General features: G+C 71.2%; 18 protein-coding genes. 12 read left to right on the plus strand and 6 right to left on the minus strand.

The window, feature by feature from the left end:
• Positions 1 to 272 (plus strand): hypothetical protein (locus CF8_RS23220; protein WP_232211518.1); only part of this gene is annotated, 272 nt, incomplete at its 5' end.
• An 86-nt stretch (positions 273 to 358) separates the two neighbouring features.
• Here the strand turns inward: CF8_RS23220 and CF8_RS14575 are convergent.
• A complete protein-coding gene (locus CF8_RS14575) occupies positions 359 to 1,747 on the minus strand; it encodes an NAD(P)H-quinone dehydrogenase (protein ID WP_010833871.1) in 1,389 nt (462 codons plus the stop codon).
• Positions 1,747 to 3,150 (minus strand): dihydrolipoyl dehydrogenase, encoded by a 1,404-nt coding sequence (lpdA, locus tag CF8_RS14580; protein ID WP_010833872.1) that lies wholly within the window; start codon positions 3,148 to 3,150, stop codon positions 1,747 to 1,749. Before lpdA ends, CF8_RS14575 begins: the two co-directional genes overlap by 1 nt.
• Positions 3,151 to 3,196: 46 nt before the next feature.
• On the opposite strand from lpdA, the gene CF8_RS14585 reads away from it, so the two are divergent.
• The gene (locus tag CF8_RS14585; protein WP_036491114.1) at positions 3,197 to 3,649 is read left to right on the plus strand and encodes a gamma-glutamylcyclotransferase; all 453 of its coding nucleotides are present in this window, start codon (positions 3,197 to 3,199) and stop codon (positions 3,647 to 3,649) included.
• Positions 3,650 to 3,656: 7 nt separating this feature from the next.
• On the opposite strand, the gene CF8_RS14590 is transcribed toward CF8_RS14585, so the two are convergent.
• Positions 3,657 to 4,136, minus strand: coding sequence for an NUDIX domain-containing protein (locus CF8_RS14590; protein WP_232211519.1), 480 nt, complete (start codon positions 4,134 to 4,136; stop codon positions 3,657 to 3,659).
• A 38-nt stretch (positions 4,137 to 4,174) separates the two neighbouring features.
• On the opposite strand from CF8_RS14590, the gene CF8_RS14595 reads away from it, so the two are divergent.
• From CF8_RS14595 to CF8_RS14635, 9 genes are read left to right on the plus strand one after another with little or no spacing between them, the layout of a single operon-like run.
• Positions 4,175 to 5,560 (plus strand): YncE family protein, encoded by a 1,386-nt coding sequence (locus CF8_RS14595; RefSeq protein WP_010833875.1) that lies wholly within the window; start codon positions 4,175 to 4,177, stop codon positions 5,558 to 5,560.
• A gap of 12 nt (positions 5,561 to 5,572) precedes the next feature.
• Positions 5,573 to 7,867: an HAD-IB family hydrolase gene (locus CF8_RS14600; protein ID WP_010833876.1), complete on the plus strand. Its 2,295-nt coding sequence runs from the start codon at positions 5,573 to 5,575 to the stop codon at positions 7,865 to 7,867.
• Positions 7,864 to 9,066, plus strand: a complete 1,203-nt coding sequence (locus CF8_RS14605) for a zinc-dependent alcohol dehydrogenase (protein ID WP_010833877.1) — start codon at positions 7,864 to 7,866, stop codon at positions 9,064 to 9,066. The genes CF8_RS14600 and CF8_RS14605 overlap by 4 nt, the downstream gene beginning before the upstream one ends.
• Position 9,067: 1 nt before the next feature.
• On the plus strand, positions 9,068 to 10,648 hold the full coding sequence (locus CF8_RS14610) for a lactate racemase domain-containing protein (RefSeq protein WP_036491116.1): 1,581 nt from the start codon (positions 9,068 to 9,070) through the stop codon (positions 10,646 to 10,648).
• The gene (locus CF8_RS14615) at positions 10,645 to 11,571 is read left to right on the plus strand and encodes a lysophospholipid acyltransferase family protein (protein ID WP_010833879.1); all 927 of its coding nucleotides are present in this window, start codon (positions 10,645 to 10,647) and stop codon (positions 11,569 to 11,571) included. The genes CF8_RS14610 and CF8_RS14615 overlap by 4 nt, the downstream gene beginning before the upstream one ends.
• A 10-nt stretch (positions 11,572 to 11,581) precedes the next feature.
• Positions 11,582 to 12,376 (plus strand): purine-nucleoside phosphorylase, encoded by a 795-nt coding sequence (locus CF8_RS14620; RefSeq protein WP_010833880.1) that lies wholly within the window; start codon positions 11,582 to 11,584, stop codon positions 12,374 to 12,376.
• Positions 12,376 to 13,188 carry an NAD-dependent epimerase/dehydratase family protein gene (locus CF8_RS14625; RefSeq protein ID WP_010833881.1) on the plus strand — a complete coding sequence of 271 codons (813 nt, stop codon included), beginning with the start codon at positions 12,376 to 12,378 and terminating at the stop codon, positions 13,186 to 13,188. The genes CF8_RS14620 and CF8_RS14625 overlap by 1 nt, the downstream gene beginning before the upstream one ends.
• A gap of 33 nt (positions 13,189 to 13,221) precedes the next feature.
• Positions 13,222 to 13,638 carry a MerR family transcriptional regulator gene (locus CF8_RS14630; protein ID WP_051204522.1) on the plus strand — a complete coding sequence of 139 codons (417 nt, stop codon included), beginning with the start codon at positions 13,222 to 13,224 and terminating at the stop codon, positions 13,636 to 13,638.
• Positions 13,610 to 14,593, plus strand: a complete 984-nt coding sequence (locus CF8_RS14635) for an aldo/keto reductase (protein WP_010833883.1) — start codon at positions 13,610 to 13,612, stop codon at positions 14,591 to 14,593. The genes CF8_RS14630 and CF8_RS14635 overlap by 29 nt, the downstream gene beginning before the upstream one ends.
• Positions 14,594 to 14,599: 6 nt before the next feature.
• Here CF8_RS14635 and CF8_RS14640 read toward each other — a convergent pair whose 3' ends face one another.
• Both CF8_RS14640 and CF8_RS14645 read right to left on the minus strand, forming a co-directional pair.
• Entirely contained in the window at positions 14,600 to 15,913 is a 1,314-nt protein-coding gene (locus CF8_RS14640) for a DUF2252 domain-containing protein (RefSeq protein WP_010833884.1), read from the minus strand.
• A gap of 9 nt (positions 15,914 to 15,922) precedes the next feature.
• Positions 15,923 to 16,354 (minus strand): SRPBCC family protein, encoded by a 432-nt coding sequence (locus CF8_RS14645; RefSeq protein ID WP_010833885.1) that lies wholly within the window; start codon positions 16,352 to 16,354, stop codon positions 15,923 to 15,925.
• Positions 16,355 to 16,390: 36 nt separating this feature from the next.
• Here CF8_RS14645 and CF8_RS14650 point away from each other — a divergent pair, with 36 nt between their 5' ends.
• Complete coding sequence (locus CF8_RS14650; RefSeq protein ID WP_010833886.1) at positions 16,391 to 18,058, plus strand: phospho-sugar mutase; 1,668 nt, start codon at positions 16,391 to 16,393, stop codon at positions 18,056 to 18,058.
• A gap of 12 nt (positions 18,059 to 18,070) precedes the next feature.
• Here CF8_RS14650 and CF8_RS14655 read toward each other — a convergent pair whose 3' ends face one another.
• On the minus strand, positions 18,071 to 18,676 hold the full coding sequence (locus tag CF8_RS14655; RefSeq protein ID WP_010833887.1) for a hypothetical protein: 606 nt from the start codon (positions 18,674 to 18,676) through the stop codon (positions 18,071 to 18,073).
• Positions 18,677 to 18,699: the final 23 nt, after the last annotated feature.

The following is an 18,699-nucleotide window of genomic DNA, read 5'->3' on the forward strand; positions in this document are numbered from 1 at the left end:
AGCGCTACACCACTACCTGGGACTTGACCCGTCCACCCCCCATGGCGGGGGCTGGGCGCATCGCCCTTGGCGTTCTCGTCTTGGCGATCGTCCTAGCGATGGGTGTCTGGTGGGCGGGATCTCGCGGCTACGTTCCTCCGATGTGGGAGGGCGGCTGGGGGTGCAGCGACGTGGGCTACCCGAGCCCTCCGCCCTCGTTCGACGAACTGGTCAAAGAGCACGAAGAGAGCCCCTACTGCGCCCGGCGTGTACGCGGCGAGGAGTGGTTCTGACGGTTCCGACGGCAGACCCAACCGGGCGGGACAACCCGAGGGCGATCCAGGTCTGGCCGACGTTGGGCCTCACGGCCGTAGAACGCTCAGACCTTGTGCAGCCTGCGCGCTGCTTCCGCGATGGAACCGCTCAGCGACGGGTAGACCGTGAAGGCCTGCGCGAGCTTGTCGGCGGTCAGCGACTCGGCGACGGCGAGCGACACGACGTGGATGAGCTCGGAGGCGCGCGGGCCGACGACCACTCCCCCGACGATGATGCCGGTGCCGGGACGGATGAAGAGCTTGACGAAGCCGTCGCGCACGCCCTGCATCTTGGCGCGGGCGTTGCCTGCGAGCGGCAGCATGACGACGTCGGCCTTGATCTCGCCCGCGTCGACGGCCTGTTGCGACCAGCCGACGGTCGCGATCTCGGGGGCGGTGAAGACGTTGGAGGAGACCTTCTTCAGGTCGAGCGGGGCCACGGCGTCGCCGAGGAAGTGCCACATGGCGATCCGGCCCTGCATCGCGGCCACCGAGGCGAGCATCAGGACACCGGTGCAGTCGCCAGCGGCGTACACCCCGCGAGCAGACGTGCGCGAGACGCGGTCGACCTTGATGAAGCCGCCCTCGTCGGTCGCGACGCCGGCCTCCTCGAGGCCGAGGTCGGCGGTGTTGGGGACCGAGCCGAGCGCGAGGATGCAGTGCGACCCGGTGACCTCGCGGCCGTCGGTGAGGCGCACGGTCACGACGTCGCCCTCGCGCGTCACCGACTCCATGCGCGAGCGGCCCAGCACCTCCATGCCGCGGCGGATCGACACCTCTTCGAGCACGGCGCTGGCGTCGGCGTCCTCACCGGGCAGCACCCTGTCGCGCGAGCTGACCAGGGTGACCGGGATGCCGAGTGCGAGATAGGCGCTGGCGAACTCGAGGCCGGTGACGCCCGAGCCGACGACGATGAGCCGCTCCGGCACCTCGGTCAGGTCGTAGACCTGCTCCCAGGTGAGGATGCGCTCGCCGTCGGGCTGGGCGCTCGGGAGCGTGCGCGGGGCTGCTCCGGTGGAGACGAGGATCGAGTCGGCCTGGAGGGTCTCGTCGCCGACCGTGACGGTGAGGTCGGGGCCCAGCCGACCGCGGCCCTTGACGACCCGCACCCCGTCGCGCTCGAGCCGCGCGGCGATGTCGGCCGACTGGTCGCTCGCGAGCTGCTTGACCCGGGTGTTGACCTTGGCGAGGTCGACGCGGATCGTGGCGGCGGTGTCGCCCTCGTGGTCGGTGAAGTCGATGCCGAGCTCGGCCGAGTTGGTCACCTCGGCCATCAGCTCGGCCGTCGCGATCAGGGTCTTGCTGGGCACGCAGTCGGTGAGCACGGCCGAGCCACCCACGCCGTCGGAGTCGACGACGGTGACGTCGGCCCCCAGCTGCGCAGCGACGTGTGCCGCTTCGTAGCCGCCGGGACCGCCGCCGATGATGACGACGCGGTTGGAGGAGGTGGGCATCAGAAGTTGATCATGTGGCCGGTGATGCCGTGGACGGCTTCCTTGACGGCCTCGGAGAGCGTCGGGTGGGCGAACACGTTGCGCGAGACCTCGTCGGCGGTGAGGTCCCACTGCTGCGCCAGGGTCAGCACCGGCAGCAGCTCGGTGACGCCGGGGCCGATCATGTGGGCACCGATGATCTCGTTGTGCTCCGCGTCGGCGACGACCTTGACGAAGCCGACGGCCTCGCCGAGTCCCATCGCCTTGCCGTTGGCGGTGAAGGGGAAGGTCGCCGTCTTGACGTCGTAGCCCTTCTCCTTCGCCTGCGCCTCGGTGTAGCCGAACGAGCCGATCTGCGGCATGCAGTAGGTCGCCCGCGGGATCATGTCGTAGTTGATCGGCATCGTCTCGGCGCCGCTGATCGTCTCGGCGGCGACGATGCCCATGGCCTCGGCGACGTGGGCGAGCATCATCTTGCCGGTGCAGTCACCGATGGCGTAGACGTTCTGGACGTTGGTGCGCATGAAGTCGTCGACCTCGATCGCACCCCGCTCCGAGACGGCAACGCCGATGGCCTCCAGGCCGAAGCCCTGGACGCGCGGGGCGAAGCCGAAGGCGGCCAGGAACTTGCCTGCCTCGAGCACCTGCTCGTCGCCACCCGCGGCGGGGGCGACCGTGACGCGCACGCCGGAGCCGGTGTCCTCGACGTTCTTCACCGCGGTGCTGGTCAGCACCTTCACGCCGAGCTTCTTGTAGTGCTTGGCGAGCTCCTTGGACACGTCGGCGTCCTCGGTCGGCACCATCCGGTCGAGGAACTCGACGATGGTGACGTCGACGCCGAAGTTGGCCATGACGTAGGCGAACTCGACGCCGATCGCGCCGGAGCCGCCGATGATGATCGACTCGGGCAGCTGGTCGGAGAGGATCTGCTCCTCGTAGGTCACGACGTTGTCCGACAGCGTCACGCCGGGGACGAGGCGGACGGTCGCGCCGGCGGCGATGATCAGGTTGTCGAAGGTGTACGGCGTGGTGCTGCCGTCCTTCGTCTTCACGTCGACCGACGTGGGGCTGGTGATGGTGCCCCAGCCGTCGACCTCGGTGATCTTGTTCTTCTTCATCAGGAAGTGGACGCCCTTGACGATGCCGGCGCTCACGTCGCGCGAGCGCTTGTGCGTGGGGCCGAAGGCCATCGTCGCGTCGCCCTCGATGCCGAACTTCGCCTTCTCGTGCTGGAGCGTGTGCGCCAGCTCGGCGTTCTTGAGCAGCGCCTTGGACGGGATGCAGCCGACGTTGAGGCAGACACCGCCCCAGTACTTCTCCTCCACGACGGCGACCTTCTGGCCGAGCTGTGAGGCGCGGATCGCGGCGACGTAGCCACCGGGGCCGGCGCCGAGGACAAGGGTGTCGAAATGCGTGTCGGTCACGGGTCACACCCTAGCCGTCGGCATCGACCTCGCTACCCTGTGCCCCGTGACGCTCTATGCCGCCTACGGGACCAATCTGGACCCGGGCCGCATGAGCGAGCGCTGCCCCCACTCGCCGCTGCGCAGCACGGGCTGGCTGACGGGCTGGCGGCTGACGTTCGGCGGCGAGGAGCACGGCTGGGACGGAGCCCTCGCGACCATCGTCGAGGACCCGATCGAGCAGGTCTACGTCGCGGTCTACGACGTCACCCCCGAGGACGAGACCGAGCTGGACCGCTGGGACTCCGCCGACACCGGCCTCTACCGCAAGACCCGGGTGCGGGTGTCCACGATGAGCGGCGAGCTCGTCGTGTGGGCCTACGTCCTGGACGCCTACGAGGGCGGGCTGCCCTCGGCCTCCTACCTCGGCATCCTCGCCGACGCCGCCGAGGCGGCCGACGCACCGGTCGACTACGTCGCCGCGCTCCGCCGCCGCTCCTGCCGCTCGACCGGCCTCTGACCCGGGGTCAGCGCCGGTCCAGCCAGGCGCCCAGCGCCACGTCGACGAGCCCGACGTGCGGCGCCTCGGGCACCGACGCGATCGGCACCCACTCGGCGTAGTCGGTCGAACCGCCCACCTCGAGCGTGCCGAGCGTGCCGCCGACGACCCTCGCGGTGAAGACGAGGCGGAGGTGCCGCACCCAACGGTCGGTGACGATCACGCGCTCCGCCGGAGCCTTGACGAAGGAGTCGACCGTCAGCAGCCCGGTGAGCTCGACGTCGAGACCCGTCTCCTCGCTCACCTCGCGGACGACGCCCTCGGCCGGTGTCTCCGGCAGGTCGACGCCGCCGCCGGGCAGCGACCACGCCGGCTCGCCGTGGCCCTCGCCGTTCCACCAGGAAAGCAGGATCCTGTCGTCCTCGACGATCACCGCGTACGCCGCCACGCGGGTGTCGTAGTCGTGGAACTCGAGGCCGGCAGGCATGTCATGTTCGTTCGTCAGCACGCCCATAGCCTGAACGGCGGACCCGTCGTTGACCAGCCATGCGCCGTACAGCCGTCACCGCCGTGGCCCTCGCCCTGCTCACCACCACCCTCGCCCTGACCGAGACCGACAGCCCGGCAGCAGCCGCGAGCAAGGGCCTGCGGGACGTGATGTTCGTCGGCAACAACTGGGCGGGGACGGCGACGATCGTCGACGCCCACACGCACAAGGTCCTCAGGACCGGGATCGACCTGGTCCCCGACCAGGAGCAGGAGCTCGCGGACATCCGGAGCAACCCCGCCCACCTCGCCCTCTACCTCGCCATCCAGCAGGGTCCGGGCGAGGGGCACGACCAGCTCGTCGACGACATGTTCTCCACCCGGGACGGCCGCTACCTCGCCGTCAGCCGCCCGAGCTTCGCCGACGTCGTGTGGGTCGACATCGCCAAGGCGATCGCCGGCGACCCCGACGCCATCGTGCGCGAGCAGCAGATGGACGGTCGGCGCACCGACCACATGGGCCTGTCCCCCAACGGCAAGCGACTGCTCGTCTCGGACTCCACCGAACGCCAGGTCATCGAGTACTCCATGGTCGACCAGACCTGGCGCAACGGTCGGACCATCAAGATGGGCGACCGGCTGCGCACCTTCGAGTCGGGCGAGACACCGCACGAGAACAACTACTCGGCTGACGGCAAGAAGGTCTTCCACGCCTCGATCGGCAAGGTCTACACACCCGGGGACGCGAGCACCGCCGGCCCGGTCAAGATCGGCCCCCTGCACGACGCGCTCAAGGGCGACCGCTGGTTCGAGATCGTCCGCAACGCCGACTTCAAGATCACGCGACGCTGGGACATGGGCAAGGAGCTCGCCGAGGCGGGCCACCCCGACATGAGCGCGGCGGTGCGCCCGATGGCGATCGCGCCGGGCGAGCGGTTCATCTACTTCCAGGTCTCCTACTTCCACGGGATCGTCGAGTTCGACACGGCTGCGAAGGACCTCAACGGCGCGGTGGACTACTCGACCGGCGCCCGTCCCGAGCCGCGGACCGGCGCCGTACGCCGCGTGATCCCGCTGCCCAACCGGGTGCCCGAGATGCCGCTCGAGCTCTACGTCAACGACTCCGCCCACCACGGCCTGGCGATCGACCACGCCGGCACCACGCTGTGTGCCGCGGGCACCATGGACGACTACGTCGCCCTGGTCGACCGCACCACCACCGACCACGTGATCTTCGACCGCGCGACCACCGGGCACGACTACCTCAAGCCCTACTGGACGACCGAGGGCCCCGACAACACCTGCTGGGTCTCCCTGAGCGGCAGCGACGCCGTCGCCGTCATCGACTTCGCCACCGGGAAGGAGCTCGCCTTCCTGCCCGTCGGCGACCACCCGCAGCGGGTCCGCGCCGGCGTCGTGACGGTCGACGCGCTGAGGAAGGGCTGATAGACAAGCCTGGTGCCGGACACGTCCGAGCGGGACGACGACCTTGGCGCCGGGCGGATCGCTGAGCGGCTGGCCGGCCGGCACCTCCTGCTCACCGGCGTCACCGGCTTCGTCGGCGAGGCGCTGCTCGAGCTGCTGCTGAGCGAGACGCCAGCCACCACGCTGACCCTGCTGGTCCGACCCAGGGGATCGACGTCCGGGGCCGACCGGGTCCGAGCGCTGTTGGGCAAGCCGATCTTCGCGCGGGCCGTCGACGACGCCGGCGGCATCGACGCCGTCCTGGCCGCGCGCGTGCGTGTCCTCGAGGGCGATCTCGGCGCCGTACCCGCCTTGCCCGCCGGGCTCGACGCCGTCGTGCACTGTGCGGGCGACGTGTCCTTCGACCCGCCGGTCGACGAGGGCTTCCGCACGAACGTGCTCGGCACCCGCGGGCTGCTCGAGCGGATCACCGAGGTGGGCCCGCACGTCCACTACGTCCACGTGTCCACGGCCTACGTCGCCGGGCGCCGCCGGGGCGCGATCCCCGAGGGTCCGGTCGAGCACACGGTCGACGTCGACGCGGAGACCGAGTGGGGCATGGCCCAGCGCCGGGTCGTCGAGCATGCGTCGCGCTCGGCCGACGTGCTGACGAAGCTCCGCTCGAAGGCCGAGCGCCAGCACGGACGCGCCGGCCTCCTGACCGCGGCTGCCGCAGCGGAGGCCGACCGGCGCGCCTGGGTCGACCGCGAGCTCGTCCGCGTCGGGACCGAGCGCGCGCGCTCGCTCGGCTGGACCGACTGCTACACCTTCACCAAGGCCCTCGGCGAGCGCGTCGTCGAGGAGCGTGCGCGCACCGCGCCGACCACGATCGTGCGCCCCAGCATCATCGAGTCCGCCCTCAGGAGGCCGCATCCCGGCTGGATCGAGGGCTTCAAGATGGCCGAGCCGCTGATCCTCGCCTACGGCCGCGGCGAGCTCCCGGAGTTCCCCGCCGCCGGCGACACGATCGTCGACATCGTGCCGGTCGACCACGTCGTCGCGGCGATCGCGGCGGTGCTCGCGTCTCCACCGCAGGCCGGCGCGGCGGCCTACTTCCACGTCGTCTCCGGCGCCCGCAACCCGCTCACGTTCCGGCAGCTGTACGGCGCCGTGCGGGCCTACTTCGACGAGCACCCCTTCACCCACGGCGACCGAGGAGCGGCGCGGCTGCCCGAGTGGCGCTTCCCGGGCGCACAGAGCGTCGAGCGGCTGCTGGCCACCAGCGAGCGCGCGCACAAGCTCGCCGACTACGTCGTCGGTCACGCCCCACGCGGCGACCGCACCCGCGCGATCGCCCGCAACCTCGACCGGCAGGGTCGCCGGCTGGAGTTCCTGCGCCGCTACCTCGACCTCTACCGCGAGTACGCCGAGGCCGAGCTGCGCTTCGACGACGCGCACACCCGCGGCCTGCTCGCCGCCCTCCACCCCGACGACGGTGCGGCCTTCGGCTTCGACATCGACGAGGTCGACTGGGACCACTACCTCCGCGAGGTGCACTGCCCGGCGGTCACTGCGCCGATCCGCGCGCTCGACGACGTTCGCCGCAGCCGGCCGCCCAGCGCCACACCGGTGCTGCGCCCGGTCCGGACGCGCGAGGAACCGACCGCCGCCTTCTTCGACATGGACGGCACGCTGCTGTCCTCCAACGTGATCGAGACCTACTTGTGGATGCGGCTGCACGACCTCTCCCCGGCCGAGCGCGTCGGGGAGCTCGGCCGGATCGCTGCCAGGCTGCCCGGCCTGGTGCGCGCCGAGCGCCGCGAGCGCAGCGCCTTTCTGCGCTCGATCTACCGGGAGTACACCGGTGCCCGGCTGTCCGACCTCGACACCGTCGTCGACGAGGTGCTCACCGACCTGGTCCTGTCGCGACTCGCGCCCGGCGCCGTACGACGCATCCGCGAGCACCGCGCCGCCGGCCACACCACCGTGCTGATCACCGGTGCAATCCGTCCGCTCACCCGGCCGATCGCGCCCCTCTTCGACCACATCGAGGCGGCCGACCTGGCCGCCGACGCCCGCGGCATCTGCACCGGCTTCCTGGCCAGCTCACCGCTGGTGGGCGAGTCGCGCGCCGCGTGGATGCGCCACTGGGCGGCCGAGGAGGGCTTCGACCTGGCGAGGAGCTACGGCTATGCCGACAGCCACTCCGACCTCCCGCTGCTCAGCGCGGTCGGGCAGCCGGTGGCGGTGAGCCCCGACGTGTTCCTGGCCCGGCACGCCCGGCGCCAGCACTGGACGATCGTCGACTGGGCCAGCCCCGACACGGCGCCGCGAGGCATCCCGCGATGATGCTCGCGCTGCAGATGTATCGCTCGCTCCCCCGGCACCTCGCCGGGCGGGCGGTCGGCGACCGGCTGCCGGGGATCCTGTCCGGCTATGCCGCCCCGCTGCGCCTGGTCACCATCGAGGAGCCCACGGTCGAGCGACCCGGGTGGGCGCGGCTGCGCACGCGGCTCTCCGGTGTCTGCGGATCCGACCTGGGCGCGCTCTCCGGGCGCACGAGCCGCTACTTCTCCGGGCTGGTGTCGATGCCGTTCGTCCCGGGCCACGAGGTCGTGGCCGACCTCCTCGACGACTGCGAGGACCTGGCCGCCGGGACGCGGGTGGTGATCGACCCGGTGCTGGCGTGCGCCGCCCGCGGCGTCGAGCCGTGCGAGGCCTGCGTCGACGGGCTGACCAACCGGTGCAGCCGGGTCACCGTCGGGCACCTCTCCCCCGGCCTCCAGACCGGGTTCTGCGCCGATACCGGCGGCGGCTGGGGCGAGACGCTGACCGCCCACCGCAGCCAGCTCCACCCCGTGCCCGAGGGGCTGTCCGACGAGCAGGCGATCCTGGTCGAACCCATCGCCTGCGCCGTCCACACCGCCCTGCGCGCGCGGGTCGAGGACAACGCTCGCGTCCTGGTGAGCGGCGCCGGGTCGGTCGGCCTGCTCACGACGATGGCGCTGCGCAGCCTGACCCCCGCCGGCGAGATCACGGTCGTCGCGAAGTACGCCCACCAGCGCGAGCTCGCGCTCCAGCTCGGCGCGACCGAGGTGGTCTCGCCGGACGAGGTGCTGCGCCGACTGCGCCGCTCGACCGGGGCATTCGCGGTGCTGCCGGAGCACTCGGCGCCGTACCTCCTCGGCGGGGTCGACATCGCCGTCGACGCGGTCGGCAGCAAGGGCTCGCTCGAGACGGCGCTCAACACGACCCGGGCCGGTGGTCGGGTCGTGCTCTCCGGCATGCCTGCCGCCGCCGACCTGTCGGCCGCGTGGTTCCGCGAGCTCGAGGTGATCGGGTCCTACTCCTCGGCGCGCCGGGAACCCGGCGATCGCAGCGCCTTCGACATCGCGACCGAGCTCGTCACCGGCGACGTCGTCGCCCAGCTCGCCAAGGGCGTCGCCAGCTACCCGCTGCACCGCTGGCGCGAGGCGCTCGACCACGCCCACGGCGCCGGGCGGCTCGGCAGCATCAAGGTCGCCTTCGATCCGTCGAGGAAGGGTTGACATGAGCCGTCCCGGTTTCGTGCTCGAGGTGGATGACCGCACACCACCGCTCGTGGTCCATGAGGGCCTGGGCTTCCGGCTGGAGGACTTCCCGCCCGGCACCCGCGTCATCTACCCGCCCGAGTCGCTGCCCGCGATCGACGACGTCGACGCCGCGATCCGCGAGGCCCTGCTCAACCCGGTCGACGCCGATCCGCTGCCCACCAAGCTGTTCGCCGGGATGCGCCTGACCATCGCCTTCGACGACATCTCGCTGCCGCTGCCTCCGATGCGCGCCCCCGACATCCGCCAGCGGATCATCGAGGCGGTGCTGACGATGGCCGCCGACGCGGGGGTCGACGACGTCAAGATCATCGCCGCCAACGCCCTGCACCGGCGGATGACCCCCGCCGAGCTCAAGCAGATCGTCGGCGAGCGGGTCTTCCGGTCGTTCCACCCGCAGGGCGACCTCTACAACCACGACGCCGAGGACCGCGACGACCTGCTCCACATCGGGATGACCGACAAGGGCGAGGACGTCGAGATCAACCGCCGCGCCGCCGAGTCCGACCTGCTGGTCTATGTCAACGTCAACCTCGTCGCGATGGACGGCGGGCACAAGTCGGTGCCGATCGGGCTGGCGTCCTACAAGAGCCTCCGCCAGCACCACAACCCCGCGACGATGGTCGCGTCGCACTCCTTCATGGACCACACCAAGAGCCATCTACACCACTCCGCCTGGCGGATGGGCCGGCTGCTCAAGGACCACCTCGACATCTTCCAGATCGAGACCACGCTCAACAACGACGTCTTCGGGGCGCCCTACGACTTCCTGCTCAAGCGCGAGTGGGAGTGGTCGGTGCGCGACCAGGCCTCGATGCTGGCCGTGCGTCGCGGGCTCGGCGCGGCTCCGCGCAGGCTGCGGCACAAGCTCTTCCACGACCTGCGCTCGCCGTACGGCCTGACCGGGATCAATGCGGGCGACACCGAGGCCGTGCACGAGCGCACGATCGCGATGGTGCACCGCCAGCAGCTCACCGAGGTGCAGGGCCAGACCGACGTGCTGGTGATGGGCGTGCCCTACCTCGGGCCCTACAACGTCAACTCGTCGATGAACCCGATCCTCGCCACCTGCATGGGGCTGGGCTACTACTTCAACTCCTACCGCGGCCAGCCGGTCGTACGCCGCGGTGGGGCCGTGATCCTCTACCACCCGCTCGACGAGGGCTTCAACCAGCTGCACCACCCGAGCTACGTCGACTTCTACGAGGAGATCCTCGCCGAGTCGACCGATCCGGCGGTGATCGCGGAGAAGTACGAGCAGCAGTTCGCGACCGATCCCTGGTACGTCCACCTCTACCGCACCTCGCACGCCTACCACGGGGTCCACCCGTTCTACATGTGGTACTGGGCGGCGCACGCAATGGACCACGTCGAGGAGGTCATCTGGGTCGGCGCCGACCGGCGGGTCGCGCAGCGCCTGGGCTTCCGCGCGGCGTCGACACTGTCCGACGCGCTGGAGATGGCGTCCGGCGCGGTCGGCACCAGCCCGACGATCTCCTACCTGCACAACCCGCCCCACCTGATCGCGGACGTCCGATGAGGAAGTGGGCACAGGAGGGCCTCGAGGACGTACGCCGAGTGGCGGACGGCTGGCGATGGGGCCGTCGCTCCCAGGTGCCGCGCTCGGCGGAGCCCTTCGTCCCGGCCCGGCAGAGCACCGTCTTCCACACCGACTGGGCGCGCACCCGCGCCGCCCAGGTCGCCCGCGAGGTCGCGCAGAAGGGTGCCCTGGAGCCGTTGTTCCGCTCGCAGGTCCGCACCAGCGTCGAGGGCCTCGACGTGCTGGCCGGGCTCGAGGGCCCGGTGATCTTCGCGGCCAACCACGCCAGTCACCTCGACACCCCGCTGATCCTGCTGTCCCTGCCGACGAGGTGGCGGCGCCGTACTGCCGTGGCGGCGGCAGCCGACTACTTCTTCGACACCTGGTGGCGAGCGGTCGGGTCCTCGATCGTGTTCAACACGTTCCCGATCGAGCGCCGGGGCGGGACGATGGCGACCACGCCCGGCGAGGTGCTGGCCGACGGCTGGAGCCTGGTGATCTTCCCCGAGGGCACCCGGTCGCCCGACGGCTTCGTCGGCCGCTTCCAGTTCGGCGCGGCCTACCTCGCCACCCAGCACCAGGTGCCGGTCATCCCCATCGCCCACCGCGGCACGTTCGCCGCCATGCCACGCGGTCAGGGCTGGCCGAGCCCCGGTCGCCGTCGCCTCACCGTCCGCTTCGGCGAGCCGCTGCGACCCGGCAGCGACGAGTCGCCGCGCGAGTTCGCTCCCCGGATCCGCGACGCGGTGGCAGCCCTGCTCGACGAGGACCGGAGCACCTGGTGGGAGGCCCGGCGCCGCGCCGCGGACGGTGCCACGCACGACCCGGCAGGCCCGGACACGGCGCAGTGGCGCCGGGTGTGGGAGCAGACGGCCACGGTCCCCGCGCCCGAGGCAGGTCCTCGGCGCGCATGGCCGGATTAGGATCGCCCGCGTGACCGATCACAAGACTCTCGCCCAGCAGGCCGCGATCGAGCTGGCCCAGCTCACCGGCATCGAGCGCCACGACGTCGCCCTCGTCCTGGGCTCCGGGTGGCTGCCCGCCGCGGACGCCCTCGGAACCGCCACCGCGGAGATCAACACCACCGACCTGCCGGGCTTCCACGTCGCCGGCGTCGTCGGCCACTCCGGCAAGATCCGCAGCATCGCGGTCGGGGACAAGCACGTGCTGGTCTTCCTCAGCCGCACCCACTTCTACGAGGGCAAGGGCGTCGCCGCCGTCGTCCACCCGGTCCGCACCGCAGCCGCCGCGGGCTGCTCGACGATCGTGCTCACCAACGGTTGCGGTGGCCTCAAGGAGACCTTCCAGCCCGGCCAGCCGGTGCTGATCTCCGACCACATCAACCTGACGGCGACCAGCCCGATCGAGGGCGCCAACTTCGTCGACCTCACCGACCTTTACTCCGCTCGGCTGCGGGCGCTCTGCACGGAGATCGACCCGACGCTCGACGAGGGCGTCTACGTCCAGTTCCCCGGCCCGCACTACGAGACCCCGGCCGAGATCGCCATGGTGCGCGCCATCGGCGGCCACCTCGTCGGCATGAGCACCACCCTCGAGGCGATCGCCGCCCGCGAGGCCGGCATGGAGGTGCTCGGCATCAGCCTGGTCACCAACCTCGCCGCCGGCATCAGCGGCGAGCCGCTCAACCACGACGAGGTCCTCGAGGCCGGCAAGGCCGCGGCCGGCCGGATGGGCGACCTGCTCGGCCAGATCGTCCCCCGGCTCTGATGCGGGTCCTGGTCACGGGGGCAGCCGGGTCCATCGGCCGCGTCGTCGTCCCCGGACTGCTCGAGCGCGGCCACGAGGTGGTCGGGCTCGACCTCGTGCCGGCACCCGACGGCAGCACCTGCCCCTGGCACACGGTCGACTGCACCGACGCCGACGCGGTCGACGCGGTCTTCGAGCAGGAGCGCCTCGACGGCGTCGTGCACCTGGCCGGGCACCCCGACGAGGCCGACCTCCCGACGTCGCTGGCCTCCCACGTCATCACCACCGCCGCGCTGCTGGACGCCTGCGTCGCCCACCGCGTCAGCCGCTTCGTCCACGCCAGCTCCAACCACGCCGTCGGCCGCACCCCGCGCCGCGACCTGCCCGGCGGCGTCATCTCCGACGACGCCCTCCCCCGCCCCGACACGTTCTACGGCGTCGGCAAGGTCGCTGCGGAGGCCCTGCTCCGGTTGTACGCCGATCGCCACTCGATCGACGCCATCGCCTGCCGCATCGGTTCCTTCCTCGACGAGCCCGCCACCGCACGAGCGCTGGCCACCTGGCTCTCGCACGACGACGCGGTCAGGATGTTCGACGCGGCACTCACCGCTCCCTCGCCCGGCTTCGCCGTGCTCTACGGCATCAGCAACAACACCCGCGCCTGGTGGGACCTCGAGCCCGGTCGCAGGCTGGGCTACGAGCCGCTCGACGACGCCGAGGCACACGCCGGCCGGATCGCCGTACGCGATGTCGACGACGCCGAGGCGGCGCACGTGGGCGGACCGTTCGCGGGCGAGGAGTTCTACCGCCCTGCGCTCGGCAACCAGGCTTGACTTCGAGTGCACTCCGAGGCGGACACTGACGCCATGAGCCTGACCATCGCCGAGGCTGCCGAGCAGACCGGACTCACGGCCCACACCCTGCGCTACTACGAGCGCGACGGACTGATGCGCACGCCGGTGCGCCGATCCGCGTCGGGACACCGGGCCTACGACGAGGCCGACCTGAGCTGGATCACGCTGATCGCCAAGCTCCGCGCGACGGGGATGCCGATTCGCGTCGTGAAGCAGTACGCCGCCCTCGTCCGCACTGGCACCGGGAACGAGGCCGAGCGGCTCGATCTGCTCAGGGCTCACCGGGAGCACGTGCTCCGACAGCTCGCCGAGATGCGTTCCCACCTGGGCGCCATCGACCACAAGATCGACCTCTACGAGGGGTTGACTTCGAGCGCGCTCCAAGGCGTTGACTCGAGCCATGACGACACCACAGCGACAGCTTCGTGACCTGACCGTCTCCGCGCTCGGCCTCGGCTGCATGGGGATGAGCGAGTTCTACGGCTCGACCGACGAGCAGCAGGGCATCGACACCATCCACCGCGCACTGGACATCGGCGTCACCTTCCTCGACACCGCCGACATGTACGGCCCCTTCACCAACGAGCAGCTCGTCGGCAAGGCGATCGCCGGCCGGCGCGACCAGGTGCAGCTCGCGACCAAGTTCGGCAACGAGCGCAATCCGGACGGCAGCCGGGTCGGCATCAACGGCTCCCCGGAGTACGTCCGGTCCGCCTGTGACGCCTCGCTCCAGCGTCTCGGCGTCGACCACATCGACCTCTACTACCAGCACCGGGTGGACCAGTCCGTCCCGATCGAGGAGACCGTCGGTGCCATGGGCGAGCTGGTGGCGGCCGGCAAGGTCCGCCATCTCGGACTGTCCGAAGCCGCACCCGACACGATCCGCCGCGCCAACGCCACACACCAGATCACGGCACTCCAGACGGAGTACTCCCTGTTCACCCGCGACCTCGAGGACGAGATCCTTCCGGTCATCCGCGAGCTCGGCATCGGCCTCGTGCCCTACTCGCCGCTGGGTCGCGGCATCCTCACCGGTGCCATCACGCAGGGGACGCTCGAGCAGGACGACTCCCGCACCAGCGCCTACTTCCCTCGCCTCAACGGCGAGGCCCTCGACGCCAACCTGGTCCTCGTCGATCGCGTCCGCGCCATCGCGTCGGAGAAGGGCTGCACGCCCGGCCAGCTCGCTCTCGCCTGGGTGCTCGCGCAGGGTGACGACGTGGTGCCGATCCCCGGGACGAGGCGGGTGAAGTACCTCGAGGAAAACGTCGGCGCCCTCGACGTAGGGCTCACCGCGGGCGACCTCACCGCCCTCGATGCGGCCGTCCCCCGCGAAGCGGTCGTCGGTGCCAGGTACGGCGACATGTCGAGCATCGACGCCTGAGTGTCCTCAGGTCGAGGCAATCCCCATCCGGCCCTCGCGGAAGGCGTCGACGAACAGCGAGTGGTCCTCGCGCACCCGCAGGGCGTAGTCGATGCCCCATTGGCACAACCACTGCGTGAAGTCCTGGCGCCGCCCCACCAGCGAGTCCACGATCGCCGCCTCGACCTGGATGTCGACGAGGTCCTGGTCGCTGTCCTCGTCGGACGCGCAGTGGATCTTGGCCGTCGCCCTGCCCAGCAGGTCGACGATCTTGCGCATGTCGGAGGGCTCGTTGATGTTCGACCAGTCGAGGTCCACCTCGTACGGCGACACCTCGGTGACCACATAGCCGACCCCGCGGATGGTGGTGTGGCCGAGGAGCGGGTCGGTGTGCACCTGGAGCGCCCGCTGGCTGACCGCCGTGCGGTGGCCCTCGTGCTCGAAGTAGGCGTCGACCTCGCTGGTGTCCACGAACCGCGACAGCGCCGGGATGTTGGCCTGCTTCACCGAGAGCACCACGTCGTTGTCCAGCGCCTGGCTGTAGCCCTCCACCAGGATGTTGTAGGCGGGCAGCCCTGCGCTGCCGATGCCGAAGCCGGACTTGCCGACGACGTCGCGCAGGTCGTAGAAGAGCGCACGGTCGAACCGCTTGGACTGCGGGATCGTCTCGAGGTAGTCACGGAAGGCGGCCACGACCAGGGTGCGCTCGTCCCGGCCGAGACGCCGGGCCGAGGTGTCCTCGCTGAAGCGTCGGAGCCCACGCGTCAGCACCGTCATCTCGTCGAGCAGGTCGGCTCGCCGCAGCGTGCGTGCGCTCTCCAGCGCCGTCAGGACCGGACCGGTCGCGTTGTCGAGGGTCAGCGCGAAGTCGTCGTCGTCCTCGGTCGCGGCGTAGTGGTTGACCTGGGAGAGGTAGGAGCGGACGAAACGGCCGATCAGCTTGCGGACCGCCTCCTCGGGCAGCGCCTTCTGCCAGCCGACGAGGGCGAGGCTGGCAGCGAACCGCTGCAGGTCCCAGGTGAAGCGCCCGAGGTAGGCCTCGTCGAAGTCGTTGATGTCGAAGACCAGCCGGCCGTCGGAGTTGAGGTAGGTGCCGAAGTTCTCCACGTGCAGGTCGCCGTGGATCCAGATCCGTTCCGCCCCGTGACGCGCCCAGTCGTCCTGCTCGGCGGTCACGTCGTTGTAGAACAGGCAGGCCGATCCCCGGTAGAACGCGTGCGGATCGAGCGCCATCTTGCGGTACTTCGCCCGGAAGGCCACCGGGTCGGCCCGCATCAGCGGCGCGAACGCCTCGCGGACCACCTCGATGATCGTGTCGGTGCGCGCGCTCGCTGAGGCCATCTCGGCAATCTAGCCCGCGAGCCGACGGCGCAGGCCACGCAGGCACCCGGCCATCATCCGGTCGTGGTTCCACCGCAGCACCGGCCCGAGCGGGCGCGCCACCAGGGCCGGCAGCCTCCCCGTCACGTCGACGTCCTGATCGTGGTCGAGCCGGGTCCCACCGACGACGGGCGACAACCGCCAGCGCACCGTCCCGGACAGGTCGCCGCTGATCGTCGTCTCCAGCAGAGTGGGCTCGCGGTGCACGGCCCCCAGCACCAGGTCGAGCGTGTAGGGCAACGTCGAGCGGCACAGCACCCGGGCGGTGTCGTCGTCGATCTTGGCCACGGCCAGGACCTGCGGCCACCAGTCCGGATAGTGCTCCAGGTCGACCAGCACGGCGTGCACCTCGGCCGGCGGCGCGGCCACCGTCCACGTCGATTCGAAGTGGAAGGCGCTCACACCGAGAGGCTAGTCCGCAGGCGATAGCGTCAGCCCATGACCGACACCACCCCGACTGACGGCCTCGCGGCCGACCTCCTGTCCCGCGCCCGTGCCTGGGCCGCCGAGGACCCGGACCCGCAGACGCGGTCCGAGCTGGAGCAGGCGATCGCGGCCGTCGAGGCGGGCGGTCTCGACACCGACCTGGCCGACCTCTTCGCAGGCACCCTGGAGTTTGGTACGGCGGGACTGCGTGGCGCACTGGGTGCGGGCCCCACGAGGATGAACCGGGTCGTGGTGACCCGCGCCGCAGCCGGGCTGGCGGCCTACCTCGTCGACACCGGCCACCGCGGCGGCAGCGTCGTCATCGGCCTCGATGCCCGCCACAACAGCGACGTCTTCGCCCGCGACACGGCCGAGGTGATGACCGGCGCCGGGCTCAAGGCGCTGGTGATGCCGCGCCCGCTGCCCACTCCCCTGCTGGCGTTCGCCATCCGCGAGCTCGGGTGCGCGGCCGGCGTGATGGTCACGGCCAGCCACAACCCGCCGCAGGACAACGGCTACAAGGTCTACCTCGGTGACGGCAGCCAGATCGTGCCGCCGTCCGACCTCGAGATCGCGGCCCGGATCGCGGCCGTGGGCCCGATGGCCGACGTCCCCCGGGGCACCGCCGGCACGGTGGTCGGCGAGGAGATCGTCGACCGCTACCTCGACCGGGTGGCCGATCTCGCCGACGACGGTCCGCGCGACCTCACCATCGTCTACACCCCGCTGCACGGCGTGGGCGCGACGACCGTGGTGCAGGTGCTGGAGACGGCCGGCTTCTCCGCCCCCCACGTGGTGGAGCTGCAGGAGGAGCCCGACCCCGAGTTCCCGACCGTTGCGTTCCCCAACCCCGAGGAGCCCGGGGCGATGGACCTCGCGATGGCGCTCGCGGTCGAGAAGAACGCCGACATCGTCGTGGCCAACGACCCCGACGCCGACCGGTGCGCCGTCGCCGTCCCCGGCCCGCACGGCTGGCAGATGCTGCGCGGCGACGAGGTGGGCGCCCTCCTCGGGCACCACCTCCTCGGGCTCGGCCGCGAGGGCACCTACGCCAACTCCATCGTCTCCTCCAGCCTGCTGGGCAAGATGGCCGCGGCAGCGGGTCAGCCCCACGAGGAGACCCTCACGGGCTTCAAGTGGATCAGCCGGGCGCCCGGGCTGGCCTTCGGCTACGAGGAGGCGCTGGGCTACTGCGTCGACCCGGACCACGTGAAGGACAAGGACGGCGTCTCCGCCCTGCTGCTCGTGTGCGAGATCGCCGCCACGGCGAAGGCCGAGGGCCGCGGCCTCAACGACATCCTCGACGACATCGCGACGGAGCACGGCCTGCACGCCACCGACCAGCTGTCGGTCCGCTTCGAGGACCTCGCCCAGATCCCCGCCACCATGCAGCGGCTGCGCGACACCCCGCCGACGACCCTCGGCGACCTGGCGGTCGAGCGGATCGACGACCTCGCGCTGGGCAGCGACGCACTGCCCCCCACCGACGGGCTGCGCTTCGTGCTGGCCGAGGGTGCGCGGGTGATCGTGCGCCCGAGCGGCACCGAGCCCAAGGTGAAGTGCTACCTCGAGGTCGTCATCCCGGTCGACCCCGACGACGGCGTCGATGCCGCGCGGATCGCCGCAGCCGGTCGCCTCGACGCGATCAAGGGCGACCTCAGGGCTGCCGCGGGACTGTGACCCGCGGCCTGCTCAGGCCAGGACGGCGACGAGCAGGCCCAGCACCGACACGGCGATGAGTCCGACCGGCAGCCACGCCGGTCGGCGCCGTACGCCGGAGGCCAGCGCGAGCTGCTCGTCGGAGAGCAGCGCGACCCCGGCCGCCTCGCGTGCGCGCTCCATCCGGCTGCGGATCTCCTGCTCGACGTAGTCGGCGTAGGCGATGTCGGCCACCGGGTCGGAGACGTCGGGGACGGCCGCGCTGCTGGTGGGCCTGGCCGTGACGACCTTGCGGAAAGGCTTGCCGACGGCTGTCGAGACGTAGCGCTTGTCGCCCACCCGGACGGCCATCACCTGTCGTACGGCGAGGTCCTCGATCGCCGCCAGCGGGAGCCGCTGGTGCTCGACCATGGTGCGCAGGACGAGCTCGTCGGCGGTGACCGAGACCCGTGGCCACAGCATGGAGGCCCACGCGAGCACGCTGAACAGGACGACCCCCGCGACGAGCGGTGCCGGCACCGACCCGGGGTCCGCCACGGCGAGCGCGACGACCCCCAGACCTGCGACCACGGCGATGCTGCCCATGATCCGACCGCCCGTCGGACGGAACTGGATCTCGTCCTCGAACTCCTGCGGCATCGGTCTCCTTCAGGTTTGCCTGC

Origin of the sequence: Nocardioides sp. CF8 (assembly GCF_000389985.1) — a bacterium.
GTDB classification, from domain to species: Bacteria; Actinomycetota; Actinomycetes; order Propionibacteriales; family Nocardioidaceae; genus Nocardioides; species Nocardioides allogilvus.

Excerpts from the sequence above, each read along its gene's own strand:
- CF8_RS14625 (WP_010833881.1), top strand. The coding sequence starts at position 12,376 with ATGCGGGTCCTGGTCACGGGGGCAGCCGGGTCCATCGGCCGCGTCGTC.
- CF8_RS14605 (WP_010833877.1), top strand. The coding sequence starts at position 7,864 with ATGATGCTCGCGCTGCAGATGTATCGCTCGCTCCCCCGGCACCTCGCC.
- CF8_RS14630 (WP_051204522.1), top strand. The coding sequence starts at position 13,222 with ATGAGCCTGACCATCGCCGAGGCTGCCGAGCAGACCGGACTCACGGCC.
- CF8_RS14640 (WP_010833884.1), bottom strand. The coding sequence starts at position 15,913 with ATGGCCTCAGCGAGCGCGCGCACCGACACGATCATCGAGGTGGTCCGC.
- CF8_RS14595 (WP_010833875.1), top strand. The coding sequence starts at position 4,175 with ATGCGCCGTACAGCCGTCACCGCCGTGGCCCTCGCCCTGCTCACCACC.
- CF8_RS14615 (WP_010833879.1), top strand. The coding sequence starts at position 10,645 with ATGAGGAAGTGGGCACAGGAGGGCCTCGAGGACGTACGCCGAGTGGCG.
- CF8_RS14610 (WP_036491116.1), top strand. The coding sequence starts at position 9,068 with ATGAGCCGTCCCGGTTTCGTGCTCGAGGTGGATGACCGCACACCACCG.
- CF8_RS14575 (WP_010833871.1), bottom strand. The coding sequence starts at position 1,747 with ATGCCCACCTCCTCCAACCGCGTCGTCATCATCGGCGGCGGTCCCGGC.
- CF8_RS14655 (WP_010833887.1), bottom strand. The coding sequence starts at position 18,676 with ATGCCGCAGGAGTTCGAGGACGAGATCCAGTTCCGTCCGACGGGCGGT.
- CF8_RS14635 (WP_010833883.1), top strand. The coding sequence starts at position 13,610 with ATGACGACACCACAGCGACAGCTTCGTGACCTGACCGTCTCCGCGCTC.
- CF8_RS14650 (WP_010833886.1), top strand. The coding sequence starts at position 16,391 with ATGACCGACACCACCCCGACTGACGGCCTCGCGGCCGACCTCCTGTCC.